The organism is Mammaliicoccus sp. FSL K6-3158, assembly GCF_038005105.1.
Lineage (GTDB): Bacteria > Bacillota > Bacilli > Staphylococcales > Staphylococcaceae > Mammaliicoccus > Mammaliicoccus sciuri.
In genome coordinates this window covers 1,848,359-1,861,197 of record NZ_JBBOSL010000001.1, presented here as the reverse complement: position 1 = coordinate 1,861,197, position 12,839 = coordinate 1,848,359, and the positions used below count along the sequence as shown (strand labels likewise).

The window sequence follows — 12,839 nt, the reverse complement described above, 5'->3', positions numbered from 1 at the left end:
AATGTGCATTGTAAATGTTACACAATAATGACTTTTTATGCGAACAAACGATAAGTAATAAAATGTCAAAATTTTGTTTCAAAAATGTATAGATTATGTGACAATTTTCATATATCATTGAGTTATATGTGAAAGATAATGGAAGGAGGGACAAAATTGCAACAAAATCAATATAGTGTGACTTCTGAGAAAGAAATTGAAACTGGACGTCTCACTTTGTATGAAATTAAAGCCATCATTAAAATGGGTCTTGTTCAAGGAAATCTGATCCCAACATTTGCGGGTGCGTGGCTTGCAATAGTATTTGGTGGATTTAACTTCTTCCACAGTTTACCGGTTGTTCTATTAATGATGGTAGGATCAACCCTTATTATGGGCGGAGCATGTGCTATAAACAATTATTACGACCAAGATATCGATTCTATCATGCCTTCTAAACAAAAGAGACCTACAGTAAATGGACGTATTAGTAATCGCCACTTAATTCAATTAAGTTTCGGATTAATGGTTGTGGGTGAAATTTTATTATTCATGATAAATATTCCAACTGGCATAATTGGATTACTTGGTATATTTGGATATGTTGTACTTTACTCAATATGGTCAAAAAGACATACTGTTTGGAATACAGTTGTAGGAAGTTTTCCAGGTGCAATACCGCCGTTAATTGGTTGGGCGAGTATTGATCCATCATTAAGTCCATTAGCATGGACACTATTCTTAGTGTTATTTGCATGGCAACCTGCTCATTTTTATGCTTTAGCTTATCGTCGTAAAGATGAATATACCTTAGCTAATATACCAATGTTACCGTCAGTCAAAAGCTTTAATAGAACGCGTTTAAGTATGTTGTTTTGGGTAGTTCTTTTATTACCGATACCGTTCTTAATGACACAACTTGGTACAGTGTTCGTTGTTATTGCAACACTGCTCAATTTAGCATGGATGTTATTAGCTTTATATGGATTTAAAAAAGAAATAAACAAATCAAAATGGGCTACGAGTATGTTTGTTTTTTCTTTAAATTATCTTGTTATTTTCTTTGTCATGACAGTTATCGTAACTGTTATACAATTAATATAATTAATTATGAATGAATGCATGAAAGAGGGGTTAAACGAATGAAGACACGTTTAAAAAACACGAAAATGTTCGGTTTGCTTGCTACTTTGCTGTTTGTATTAGCAGGTTGTGGACAAAAACATTTATCAGTTCTTCACCCAGCTGGTGAAGTTGCTGATAAACAATTCTTTTTACTAATGCTTTCAATAGGCATTATGTTGCTAGTTATTGTTGTAGTTGTTGTTATATTCTTATTTGCAATGATTAAATTCCGTCGTAAAAAGTTAGGTGAAGATTATGTACCTAAAGACGTTGAAGGAAATCATAAATTAGAATTGGTTTGGACAATCATCCCAATTATTTTACTTATTATTCTAGCAATTCCTACTGTTATGCTTACGTTCTCACTTGGAGATACTAAAGCAATCGATAAAGTAGATGAAAAAGGTAAAAGTAAAGAACTTGTTATTGATGTAACTGCTAACCTTTATTGGTGGGAGTTTAGTTATCCAAATGAAAAAATTGTTACCAGCCAAGAACTGGTTGTACCAACTGATAAAAAAGTTTACTTCAGATTACATTCAGCTGATGTTAAACACTCATTCTGGGTACCAGCAGTTGGAGGGAAATTGGATACAAACGTAGAAGGTATTAATAAATTCTACTTAAAATTCGATGATAAAAGAGCTAAAGAAGTCAAAAATCTATTCTATGGTAAGTGTGCTGAGTTATGTGGACCATCACATGCTTTAATGGACTTTAAAGTGAAAGCCCTACCACAAGATGATTTTGATAAATGGGTTAAAGATATGAAAGATGTTAAAAAACCTGTAGCCGCTACTTCTAGCCAAGCTAAAGAGGGCGAAAAGGTATTTAACAAATCATGTGCAGGATGTCACGCTGTTACACCAACTGGAGACGGAGCTAAAGGTCCTAACTTAACAAACTTTGGTGATCGTGATTTAATTGCAGGTTACTTAAAACATGATGAAGAAAATCTTAAAAAATGGATTAAAGACCCAGAAAGCGTTAAACCTGGTAATAAGATGACTGGTCAATATAAAGTTTCTGATGAAGACATTGACGCTTTATCTGCCTACTTAATGGAAAGAAAAGTTGATAAGTAAGAATTGAAAGGGAGGTTACTCTAGTGTCTACTCAAAGTAAAAAGGGGTTTGGATCGACTATTTGGGACTATTTAACAACAGTCGACCACAAAAAAATTGCTATTTTGTATTTAATTGCTGGAGGATTATTCTTTGCTATCGGTGGTATCGAAGCAATGTTAATTCGTATCCAGTTAGCAGTTCCAGAAAACGACTTTGTTACAGCTGGACTGTTTAATGAAATTATCACAATGCATGGTACAACGATGATATTCTTAGCCGCAATGCCTTTATTATTCGGTTATATGAACGCAGTTGTTCCATTACAAATTGGTGCACGAGATGTTGCATTTCCATTCTTAAATGCATTAGGTTTCTGGTTATTCTTCTTTGGTGGAATATTCTTAAACTTATCTTGGATTTTAGGTGGAGCGCCTAACGCAGGTTGGACATCTTATGCAAGTTTATCTTTAGAATCGGCAGGGCATGGTATTAACTTCTATGCTCTAGGGCTACAAATTTCTGGTGCTGGTACATTAATTGCTGGTATTAACTTTGTAGCTACAATCGTTAACATGAGAGCACCTGGTATGACGTATATGCGTATGCCACTAATGACTTGGACAACATTTGTTGCTTCTACATTAATCGTATTTGCATTCCCACCATTAACTATCGGTATTTTCTTATTAATATTCGATAGAATGTTTGGTACATCATTCTTTGTTGCTTCTCAAGGTGGTAACACAATTATTTGGGAACATTTATTCTGGATCTTTGGACACCCAGAAGTTTACATTTTAGTATTACCAGCGTTTGGTATATTCTCTGAAATTATACCTGTATTCGCTAGAAAACGTTTATTCGGTTATTCAGCGATGGTATTCGCTACAGTATTAATCGGTTTCTTAGGATTCATGGTTTGGGCTCACCACATGTTCACTGTAGGTTTAGGTCCAGTAGCTAACGCGATTTTCGCTGTTGCAACAATGGCAATTGCTGTTCCGACGGGTGTGAAAATATTCAACTGGTTACTGACTGTATGGGGCGGTAGCGTAGAATTCACAACACCAATGTTATATGCATTATTCTTTATTCCATCATTCGTAATGGGTGGTGTAACAGGTGTCATGCAAGCATCAGCACCAGCTGACTATCAATTACATGACTCATACTTTATCGTTGCTCACTTCCACTACGTAATTGTTGGTGGTGTAGTATTCGCTTTATTAGCTGGTTTACATTATTGGTTCCCGCTAATAGCTGGTAAAATGTTAAGTGAAAAATTAGGTAAAGTAACATTCTGGTTATTCTTTATCGGTTTCCATTTAACATTCTTAATTCAACATTTCTTAGGACTATGGGGTATGCCACGTCGAGTATTTACATACTTACCTGGTCAAGGATATGACATACCAAACTTAGTATCAACAATTGGTGCACTCTTCATGGCAGTAGCTGTTATTACTGAAGTTATCAATGTAATCATGACATTGGCTAAAGGTGAAAAAGTTGGAAAAGATGCTTGGGGAGACGGTCGTACTTTAGAATGGGCATTACCTGTACCAACACCTCATTATAACTTTGCACAAACACCATTAGTTCGTGGACTAGATGCATTATGGATTGAAAAAACACAAGGCGACGGAAAAATTCTTCCAGCTGAATCTTTAGATGAGATTCATATGCCAAACAATTCATTTATTCCATTCATGCAAGCGTTCGGTTTATTCGTAGCAGCTTTTGGTGCTATGTATTTTGCAGATGGTAAAGAATGGGCTCTAGATGCAGTTAAAGATTTACATGAAAAACCATGGGCGGTTTACGTATTGATTCTTGGTTTAGGTATTACTGCAGGAAGTATGATTGTGAGATCACTTAAAGATGATCATGGTCACCATATTTCTAAAGAAGAGTTATTAGAGTATGAAAGGGGTGAGCGTTAATGTCACATGAAGAAGCAAAATTTACAGCTGACAATTGGCCAAACCATCCTGAAACAGCATCTATGGAAGGTAAGAATAAACTCGTAGGATTTTGGGTGTTCTTAGGTGGAGAGGTTGCATTATTCGCATCACTATTCGCTACTTACTTAGCATTAAAAGATGCAGTGCCAAGTGAAGATCATTTATTAGCTAAAGATTTATTCCATTTACCATTAGCGTTCGTAATGACAATGTTATTATTAACATCATCTCTAACAAGTGTATATGCTTTATACCATATGCGTAATTTCAATGCTAAAGGATTATTCCTTTGGATTGGTATTACAATACTGTTAGGCTTAGGATTCTTAGGATTAGAAATTTATGAATTCGTAGAGTATGTACATCAAGGTCATACATTCCGTTCAAGTGCGTTTGGTAGTGCCTTCTACTTCTTGGTAGGAACACACGGATTCCACGTACTTATAGGACTAGTATGGTTAACATTACTCATCTTCCGTAATAGAGGTAGAGGATTAAGTATTTATAATGCACATAAATTTAATACTGCTGCTTTATATTGGCACTTCATTGACGTTGTATGGGTGTTTATCTTTACAGTAGTATACTTGATGGGAGCGTTAGGATAATATGAGTCAACAAATAAATCATGACGCACAAGCACTTAGAGAGTATAGAAAGCGTAAAAGTACAAAAGAAATGCGTATGCAAGTTACAAACTTTGCTATTATGATTTTTGTTACTTTTGTTGCTTTCGCGTTAGTTGCTGCTGAACTTCCTAAAGAGTTCGTTATTCCAGTTATTTTAGGATTAGCAGTACTACAAGTTGTATTACAATTCTATTATTTCATGCATATGAAAGCTGAAAAACATGGCATATCAAAATTATTCATGATTACGGGTGTATTCTTCGGATTATCGTTCGTCGTAACGTTTATTTACATCGTATGGTTAGGCGATCCGTTATTCGTAAAAACGAAATAATTTATAAAAGACTCGAGAACTTTGTTATATAAGTTCTCGAGTCTTTTTATCTTTCATAATTGGTCATATCATTGTCATAACTATTTACATTGTTGGGTTGTTTAACGGTGGATTAAATTTTATAATGAAAGTAATGACTAAGTGGGGAAGTGTAAAGAGATGGGTAACTTAACCTCAATATCTATATTCGGTTTTTGGGCAAACTGGACGCCATTCTTCTTTGTAGGCGTATTATGTGTAATAATCTTATACTTTTTAATTTGTGGAAAATGGTATAAAGATATACCAGGTGGAAGACCTTTAAGAAAAGGTGAAGCAACACTTTTCGTTATCTTAATGTTAACGATATACTTTTTAGAAGGTGGACCTATTGATCTGCTTTCACATATCATTTTTAGTTTCCATATGTTGCAAATGGCTTTGTTATTTTTAATTGTCGTCCCGTTACTGTATTTTGCTATCCCAGAGTACATCATCAAATATGTGGAAGAGCTACCCGTAATTAATAAGATTGTTCAATTATTTACAAAGCCGATATTAGCAATTTTTCTTTTTAACGGTTTATTCTCTGTATATCATATACCACTTGTGTTAGATACTTTAAAACAAGATCTTGTTTTGCATGAGTTATATACGATTATTTTATTCATTAGTGCATGGTTTATGTGGCATCCAATATTTAATAAACATATTCCTGAAGAATTGCACATGAGTAATATTAAGAAAATCTTATATATCTTCTTTATCGGTGTACTGTTAACACCTTCATGTGGACTTATCATATTTAGTGGAACTGCAATGTATGAAACATACACATCAGGTAAAGCATGGCTTGGTGCGATGACTTTATGTGTACCTGCTGATACGTTAAATACAGTCGTACAAGGAACAGGGTTATCTGGTCCAGAATACTTTACGAATTTCACACCTTTAGAAGATCAGCAAACAGGTGGCGTCATCATGAAAGTTATGCAAGAAATCGTGTTTGGTATTTATTTATATATTATTTTCATGAGATGGTTTAGATATGAGAGGAAAAATGAAAAGCAAATCACTGAAGATAGCTTGAGAAAATTACAAGAGCAAAAAGCATTATATAATCAATTTAGATAGGATGTATGAAAATGAATTTACCAATTTTACCGACAATAAGTACAACTTTCATCGTATTAAGCGCAATTTTAGTTGCTATTGGATGGTACTTTATTGCACAACGAAAAATTGAAACACATAAAAAATTTATGATATCTGCTGCAGTTGCTGCAGTCGTATTCTTTACCATTTATGCTAGTAGAACAGTATTTATTGGAAATACTTCATTTGGTGGACCGGATAATATTAAGATTTATTATACAATTTTCTTGATTTTCCATATAACGCTAGCGACTGTCGGGGCAGTGATGGGGATCTATACGATTTATTTAGGTTGGACGAATAAACTGGATAGACACCGTAAATTTGGGCCAGTAACATCTATTATTTGGTTCTGTACAGCTATTACAGGTGTTGCCGTTTATTTATTATTATATGTGTTCTATCACGGTGGAGATACAACATCTATGATAAAAGCAATTTTAGGACATTAAATTAAAACCTCTCAATCTGCTTATAACGGATTGAGAGGTTTTTTGCTCATATTATATTTTAAAGTCTGTTTTGATAAGACCAGATTCTAGTATCGTTTTGATGACAATTAAGAATAATGGTCCGATAAAGAATCCAATAAAGCCGAGTAATTTTAAACCGATAAACATGGATATTAAAGTGGGTAATGGAGATAAACCGACACCCGTACCGAATATTTTAGGTTCTAATATTTTTCTTTGAACGAGTAAAATAACAGATAGAATAATCAGTTGGATACCGAGTGTCGAATCTCCAACTATATATGCGTAGATTGCCCACGGAATTGTAAAACCTGTCGCACCAATAATCGGTAAGATGTCTATAAACCATATAAATAAACTGATGACAAACGCTGAGTCAACGCCGATAATCAATAGACCAACATAAGTAAATAACCAAGTTATAAAGCTTAATACAACAGTAGCAGATATCATCCCGATAATAGAATGACCTATTTTATTGTATATTTTATAAACTTCATGATAAGTCGACGGATAAAGATGTTGCTTTATAAATTTATGAATATTAGGTATTTCTAGCATAAATAAGAATAATGCTACAAGAAATACAACAAGGCTTATAATGAAACCTGGTAAAGAAGATACAACTTCTGTTATGTTTTCAACACTTAAATAATTTGCGATTGAATCTCTCAATGAAGCAACAAAATTCTGTAGTTCTTTGTTGATTGTTACTGCCATTTCATCGGGTAATATAGCTTTCATTTTGTCGTTATATTGTTCAATTACAGTGATGAGAATATTAATTTTATTAGGTAAATCTTTAATAAATAGTACAATCTGGTCTATTAATTTTGTTAAAAATAAAAATATAATAAATCCTGTTATTGTGAGGAGTAACGTATAAATAATCGTAACGCTCCATTTTCGGCTTTTAATTTTATGTGCTAATTTATTAACAAGTGGATTGAGCGCTAATGCGATAACAAGTGCTGTTATTAAAGGAATTGATATCGGTAAAATGAAATAAATAAATAGAATAGATAAAACTATAATGATGAATATGCTTATGTTTCGTTTGTTTATCCATTTTTTCATAATGATAACCTCTTTGCTCATTTATATAAAAATAAAGAGACGTGAAATATCACGTCTCTACTCTGTTAGTATTATTTTAATTAATGCGTACCTAATGTATTTAATGCATTAATATCTGATGTGATACGTTCAATTAGTAAGTTACAATGTGCAACTAAATTATCTGGGTAAACTTCATCATCTCCATATTCTACACCTGTTGGATAGTAGTGTTTACCGAGATATGGATCCATTAATTGAATTGTTGCGTTATTGGCACCGATGTCCCCTTTAAGTGCATAACCAGGAATTCTTAGGTAATAGACGCCTTCACTTATTTCATATTTAAAATCATAAGTGATACGTTCATAATCCCAATGTCCTCCAGCAATAAAACCATGTTTATTCATAACATCTTTTAATAGCTCTTGTTCTATGATAACCTTTTCAAGACCTGTATTATCAAATACCATGTATTTTTCCTCCCTCTAAGTACCTTTAAGTTTATTTTATGATAAAAGCGCCAATGTTGCAATGTACATTTATATTTAACAAATATGACAACATTTCGATTGATTTAGGTAAATGTTTTCCTGTAAAATGATATAATTGAATATAGGAATAAATGAGGAGGTAAATAGTTGAAAAATATTATCATAAAAGTTGTAGCAATAACTATTTTAATCATTGTACTCTTTTATTTATTCTATTCACCTAAATTAGAATTTGATGTTTTAAAGAATCCTAACTACTCTCATGATAAAGCAAATGAGAATTATTATGAGCAGCAAGCTGAAAAATCAACTGGTAATGCAAAGTTGAAAGAAGGCGTAGGTACATATGTCTATAAAAATATTAAAGAAGTTATAAATGATTTAGGACAACCAGATAGGGTATATAAGGCAGAGCACGGTCGAAAGAATTATGTCTTCAAAAATAAAGAGCATTATTATTTAATATCTACTAAAAATGATAAAGTCTCTTCAGTATTTGCTACAGGAAATAAAGTGAATGTTTCACCGATTAAAATGAAACAAGATGCAACAAAGATTTTCAATGGTACAAATATAGATATGGAACCAGTTATTGAAAGTACATATGGAAAATATCAATTAGAGTTATCTGAACGTGATATTAAGACACAATTACTGATTAAATATGGTAATGTTTATACACAGGTCTTAATTGATAGTGAAACAAATGAAGTTATGGGTGTACAGTTTATGGATTCAGATGTTGTTATTGAAAATGCACCTTTTTCAATGTCTAAAATAAATGGTGATAAAGATAACAAACTAAAGAGAACAGACAAACAAGACTTTCAAGCTCATATAAATAAAGATTTATCACTTCTTGAAATCGTTAATGAAATTAGAGAGATGAAAGATGTCAAACCATTACAGATTAATGATCAACTTACGTATATAACACAAATGGAAGCAGATTTAATTGAAGATGATATCAATGAGGAAGAAGCAGTTAAATCATTAGAAGATGGCATTACAAAACATATCAATAATCAAAAGATTGAATATGAATCCATTAACCAAAATTTAGCTTACAATTTCTATGATGTACCAACACTTATTAATAGCTGGTTAAACAACAACACCTATAGAGAAAAGTTATTAGGTAGTCAATATGATGAATTTGGTGCTGGTAATTCTCGCGAATACTATTCACTTGTTTTCAAAGAAAATAAAGAATAAGGGGGAATCATATTATGTTTACTGCAGAAACAGTTGATATACTTGATCAATCAGATGAATTAAGCGCATGTATTAAGGATTCATATATTTATCAAGAATATCTCGAAGCAAAACATCAACTTGAAACAAATTTTGAAGTTAAAATATTAAGGCAAAAATTTGATCAAATTAAATCACATTATGATGATTGTTTAAGATTTGGTAGATATCATCCTGATTACAATAGAGTAATGAAAGAAACAAGACAACAAAAGAGAGCATATGAAATGCATCCAGTTGTTTCTGAATTTAAGACTAAAGAAACTGCGTTACAAGATTTATTAGATGAAGTGATTAGCATTGTTTCTTATTCAGTTTCAAGCAATGTTAAAGTGGATACGGGTAATCCATTCTTTAGTAGCGAATCACACGGTGGCGGTTGTTCTACTGGTGGATCTTGTGGCTGTTCAACATAACATAAAAAAAGCTTTCCATTTGTCATTAGACAGATGGAAAGCTTTTTAAATTAGTAGTGTTTTTTAATTAAGAAGTGCGCAGTATCTGGGCGATCAGTTACAATCGTATGTGCACCTTTTTGGATTAAATCGTCCATTGTATCGATTTGATTTACAACCCAATAAGCAACAGATATATTAAGTGATGTTAAAAATTGAATGAAACCTTCAGAGTCTAACGGAAGACCTTTAGCTTGTGTTGGTATTTGGAATGTATCAGATTTAGGTTGATACGTATGACCATATCCTGATTGATAAGCTAAGAAAGCTTTTGCTACTTCGCTTTGTCCTGTCCCCAACGCAATAGAATCTTGAGCATATAAATTAAAGCGATCAATTTGTTCATCATAGAAACTCGTAATATTAACACGATCTTCAGCTTTAAGTTCTGTAATTAAACGGTATAAGTGAGAAGGTGCTAAACTACCGCTATATGACTCAGGATGATCTTTAATATCTATATTTACTAAGACATCTGGATATTCAGTTAATAGCTCTTTTAAAGTGACGATTTTAGCTTTTGCATCTCCTCTATAAGGATGCTCGTTATTAATATCTTTGAAGTGGTAACCGAAATCTAATTGACGTAGTTCTTCTAATGTATGATCACCTATATACCCTGAACCGTTACTTGTACGATCAACAGTATTGTCATGTGTTACGACAAGTACTTCGTCTTTAGTAAGTCGAACATCTACTTCAAATCCAGTTACTTCGTATTTTAGTGCATGATCAAAAGCTAAGCGTGTATGTTCTGGTCTTAATGCCATGCCTCCACGATGAGCGAATACATAAGGAGCTGGTTGTGTAAAGAATGGTTTAATTGTACGAGGTTTAACGTTTGATGTTGCTTTTGTCACAATCCAAGAACCTGCAACAATGCCTCCGATAAGACCTGTTGTTTTTAATAAATTAATTTTTGACATGTTATCCTATCCTTTCGAAATGCAAATAAAGACTTATATATATTCTATCAAATTGATTTAAGATAAGAAAGCAAGTCACATACGCTTGAAGTTATCTTCTTTCATCATTTTATAGAAAGTGCTAATATAAAAATAAAAAGCGTTAGGAGGTTATTTTGATGGAATTAGTAGAACGAATAAGTATTGTCGTATATTTAAAAAATATGAAACACGAACGACAATTACGCAAGTTTGGTAATATATACTTTGCACATAGAAAAGAACAATACGTCATGTTATATACAAATGAAGATAAAATAGATGACACTGTTCAACATTTAATGAAACTAAAATATGTTAAAGATGTAAAAGTCTCACCATTTAAATATGTTAAAAGAGATTACTCTAATTCGAATACGGACAAAAAAGAGTATTTAAACTTTTAACTATTGAAGCGGTGGCAAGTATCTTTCAAGTCTTAATACACCTTTTAAATAGGCGAAGTAAAGTTCATCTTCAGCGAAATCAGCACGAGATTTAACATCTAGACCTTTAACTTGTATGTGATATGCATTTGCCCATTTATTGATTAAATCAAACTTCTTATTTGAATCAGGGTAAGGATATTTTATACCTTCCATTATCATGTAAATCGCTTGGAAATGTTGACCTTTAGTAGGCTTCATAATGATACAAGCTGAAGATAGTTTCTCTTTAGATAATGGTGTATGTAACATAATAATGTCGGAAATACGTTCATGGTTATATTCGATTAACGTTTGAAATTCAAATAAATCAGTTAGACCATGACCGATGACGATAAATGATTGTTTCATTTTTATAAACCTCGTTTTCGTTTAAATACTATATGGATAAGTATAAATAATAATTAATAATAAAGAAAGTGATGATTAACATTGAGAGTAATAGGTGGAAAATACAAGAGACTTCATATAAAAACAATAGATGGTCAATCAACGAGACCGACAACAGATAAAGTGAAAGAGAATATCTTTAATGGCCTTCAAGATTTAGAAGGTATTGGGTTAGATTTGTTTGCTGGCAGCGGTGGACTTGGTATCGAAGGATTATCTAGAGGTTTAGATAAAGTGATTTTTGTGGACGGTAATTTCAAAGCGACTAAAATGATAAAAGAAAATTTAAATACATTACATATATCTGAAACTCAATACGAAGTTTATAAAAATGATGCAATTAGAGCGTTAAAAGCTTTAAATAAGCGCGACATTAAGTTTGATTATATATTTCTAGATCCACCATATAGGAAATCGCTTATAGATCAATCATTAGAAAAAATTCAGGCGTTTGACTTATTAAATGTAAATGGTACAATAATTTGCGAATTTGATAAAAGTGAAGACATAGATACGGGTGCGTTTAAAGTTCTTAAAAAGTATGAATATGGACTGACGCATGTTATGTTGCTAACAAAAGGAGAAGACAATGACTAAGAGAATAGCAGTTGTTCCAGGTAGCTTTGATCCAATAACATTAGGACATATTGATATTATTAAGCGTAGTGCTAAAATTTTTGATGAGATTCATGTTTCTGTATTGAAAAATGGTTCTAAAAAAGGCTTATTTAGTACAGAAGAACGTGTTGAATTGATTAAAGAAGCGGTACAAGATGTACCAAACATAGTGGTTCATTCATTTCATGGTTTACTTGTAGACTTTTGTAAAGAAATAAATGCTAACACGATTGTAAGAGGATTAAGAGCTGTTAGTGACTTTGAGTATGAAATGCAATTGACATCTATGAATAAAAAATTAGATGACGACATTGAAACATTATATATGATGACAAATAATCATTATTCATTTATAAGTTCAAGTGTTGTGAAAGAAGTTGCTCAATTTGACGGCGATATTTCGGAATTTGTTCCTGAAAATGTGAATAAAGCATTGAAAGAAAAAATTAAAAATAAAGAGTCATAATAAAAAACGCA

The 12,839-nt window shown here is 32.4% G+C and carries 16 protein-coding genes; 12 read left to right on the top strand and 4 right to left on the bottom strand.

What is annotated here, in order from left to right; genetic code table 11:
* Positions 1-177: 177 nt before the first annotated feature.
* From cyoE to MHH94_RS09235, 7 genes are all read left to right on the top strand, one after another.
* On the top strand, positions 178-1,083 hold the full coding sequence (gene cyoE, locus MHH94_RS09265; protein WP_049319430.1) for a heme o synthase: 906 nt from the start codon (positions 178-180) through the stop codon (positions 1,081-1,083).
* Positions 1,084-1,121: 38 nt separating this feature from the next.
* On the top strand, positions 1,122-2,189 hold the full coding sequence (coxB, locus tag MHH94_RS09260; RefSeq protein WP_037587457.1) for a cytochrome c oxidase subunit II: 1,068 nt from the start codon (positions 1,122-1,124) through the stop codon (positions 2,187-2,189).
* Positions 2,190-2,212: 23 nt separating this feature from the next.
* On the top strand, positions 2,213-4,114 hold the full coding sequence (gene ctaD / locus MHH94_RS09255) for a cytochrome c oxidase subunit I (RefSeq protein ID WP_048542273.1): 1,902 nt from the start codon (positions 2,213-2,215) through the stop codon (positions 4,112-4,114).
* Complete coding sequence (locus tag MHH94_RS09250; RefSeq protein ID WP_048542275.1) at positions 4,114-4,743, top strand: cytochrome c oxidase subunit 3; 630 nt, start codon at positions 4,114-4,116, stop codon at positions 4,741-4,743. The genes ctaD and MHH94_RS09250 overlap by 1 nt, the downstream gene beginning before the upstream one ends.
* Before the next feature lies 1 nt (position 4,744).
* Positions 4,745-5,098, top strand: a complete 354-nt coding sequence (locus MHH94_RS09245; protein ID WP_048542277.1) for a cytochrome C oxidase subunit IV family protein — start codon at positions 4,745-4,747, stop codon at positions 5,096-5,098.
* 159 nt (positions 5,099-5,257) lie between these two features.
* Positions 5,258-6,211, top strand: a complete 954-nt coding sequence (gene ctaG, locus MHH94_RS09240) for a cytochrome c oxidase assembly factor CtaG (RefSeq protein ID WP_048542279.1) — start codon at positions 5,258-5,260, stop codon at positions 6,209-6,211.
* 11 nt (positions 6,212-6,222) lie between these two features.
* Positions 6,223-6,684, top strand: coding sequence for a DUF420 domain-containing protein (locus MHH94_RS09235; protein ID WP_037587463.1), 462 nt, complete (start codon positions 6,223-6,225; stop codon positions 6,682-6,684).
* A 51-nt stretch (positions 6,685-6,735) separates the two neighbouring features.
* Here the strand turns inward: MHH94_RS09235 and ytvI are convergent, their stop codons facing one another.
* Complete coding sequence (gene ytvI / locus MHH94_RS09230; RefSeq protein ID WP_048542280.1) at positions 6,736-7,782, bottom strand: sporulation integral membrane protein YtvI; 1,047 nt, start codon at positions 7,780-7,782, stop codon at positions 6,736-6,738.
* Between the two features lie 80 nt (positions 7,783-7,862).
* Complete coding sequence (locus MHH94_RS09225; RefSeq protein WP_048542283.1) at positions 7,863-8,234, bottom strand: YugN family protein; 372 nt, start codon at positions 8,232-8,234, stop codon at positions 7,863-7,865.
* Between the two features lie 168 nt (positions 8,235-8,402).
* Between MHH94_RS09225 and MHH94_RS09220 the strand changes: the two genes are divergently transcribed.
* Positions 8,403-9,470: a CAP-associated domain-containing protein gene (locus tag MHH94_RS09220; RefSeq protein WP_048542285.1), complete on the top strand. Its 1,068-nt coding sequence runs from the start codon at positions 8,403-8,405 to the stop codon at positions 9,468-9,470.
* A gap of 14 nt (positions 9,471-9,484) precedes the next feature.
* Complete coding sequence (locus MHH94_RS09215) at positions 9,485-9,925, top strand: YlbF family regulator (protein ID WP_048542287.1); 441 nt, start codon at positions 9,485-9,487, stop codon at positions 9,923-9,925.
* Positions 9,926-9,975: 50 nt separating this feature from the next.
* On the opposite strand, the gene MHH94_RS09210 is transcribed toward MHH94_RS09215, so the two are convergent.
* A complete protein-coding gene (locus MHH94_RS09210) occupies positions 9,976-10,890 on the bottom strand; it encodes a glycerophosphodiester phosphodiesterase (protein WP_048542289.1) in 915 nt (304 codons plus the stop codon).
* Between the two features lie 158 nt (positions 10,891-11,048).
* Between MHH94_RS09210 and MHH94_RS09205 the strand changes: the two genes are divergently transcribed.
* Complete coding sequence (locus MHH94_RS09205) at positions 11,049-11,315, top strand: YlbG family protein (RefSeq protein WP_037587474.1); 267 nt, start codon at positions 11,049-11,051, stop codon at positions 11,313-11,315.
* On the opposite strand, the gene MHH94_RS09200 is transcribed toward MHH94_RS09205, so the two are convergent.
* Positions 11,316-11,705, bottom strand: a complete 390-nt coding sequence (locus MHH94_RS09200) for a DUF7147 family protein (RefSeq protein ID WP_058592395.1) — start codon at positions 11,703-11,705, stop codon at positions 11,316-11,318.
* Positions 11,706-11,786: 81 nt separating this feature from the next.
* Between MHH94_RS09200 and rsmD the strand changes: the two genes are divergently transcribed.
* A complete protein-coding gene (rsmD, locus tag MHH94_RS09195) occupies positions 11,787-12,341 on the top strand; it encodes a 16S rRNA (guanine(966)-N(2))-methyltransferase RsmD (protein WP_058592394.1) in 555 nt (184 codons plus the stop codon).
* Positions 12,334-12,828, top strand: a complete 495-nt coding sequence (gene coaD, locus MHH94_RS09190; protein ID WP_037587476.1) for a pantetheine-phosphate adenylyltransferase — start codon at positions 12,334-12,336, stop codon at positions 12,826-12,828. Before rsmD ends, coaD begins: the two co-directional genes overlap by 8 nt.
* Positions 12,829-12,839 lie beyond the last annotated feature (11 nt).

Coding starts and splice junctions, on each gene's coding strand:
- coxB (WP_037587457.1), top strand. CDS start 1,122: ATGAAGACACGTTTAAAAAACACGAAAATGTTCGGTTTGCTTGCTACT.
- MHH94_RS09250 (WP_048542275.1), top strand. CDS start 4,114: ATGTCACATGAAGAAGCAAAATTTACAGCTGACAATTGGCCAAACCAT.
- MHH94_RS09245 (WP_048542277.1), top strand. CDS start 4,745: ATGAGTCAACAAATAAATCATGACGCACAAGCACTTAGAGAGTATAGA.
- ctaG (WP_048542279.1), top strand. CDS start 5,258: ATGGGTAACTTAACCTCAATATCTATATTCGGTTTTTGGGCAAACTGG.
- MHH94_RS09235 (WP_037587463.1), top strand. CDS start 6,223: ATGAATTTACCAATTTTACCGACAATAAGTACAACTTTCATCGTATTA.
- ytvI (WP_048542280.1), bottom strand. CDS start 7,782: ATGAAAAAATGGATAAACAAACGAAACATAAGCATATTCATCATTATA.
- MHH94_RS09225 (WP_048542283.1), bottom strand. CDS start 8,234: ATGGTATTTGATAATACAGGTCTTGAAAAGGTTATCATAGAACAAGAG.
- MHH94_RS09215 (WP_048542287.1), top strand. CDS start 9,485: ATGTTTACTGCAGAAACAGTTGATATACTTGATCAATCAGATGAATTA.
- MHH94_RS09210 (WP_048542289.1), bottom strand. CDS start 10,890: ATGTCAAAAATTAATTTATTAAAAACAACAGGTCTTATCGGAGGCATT.
- MHH94_RS09205 (WP_037587474.1), top strand. CDS start 11,049: ATGGAATTAGTAGAACGAATAAGTATTGTCGTATATTTAAAAAATATG.
- MHH94_RS09200 (WP_058592395.1), bottom strand. CDS start 11,705: ATGAAACAATCATTTATCGTCATCGGTCATGGTCTAACTGATTTATTT.
- coaD (WP_037587476.1), top strand. CDS start 12,334: ATGACTAAGAGAATAGCAGTTGTTCCAGGTAGCTTTGATCCAATAACA.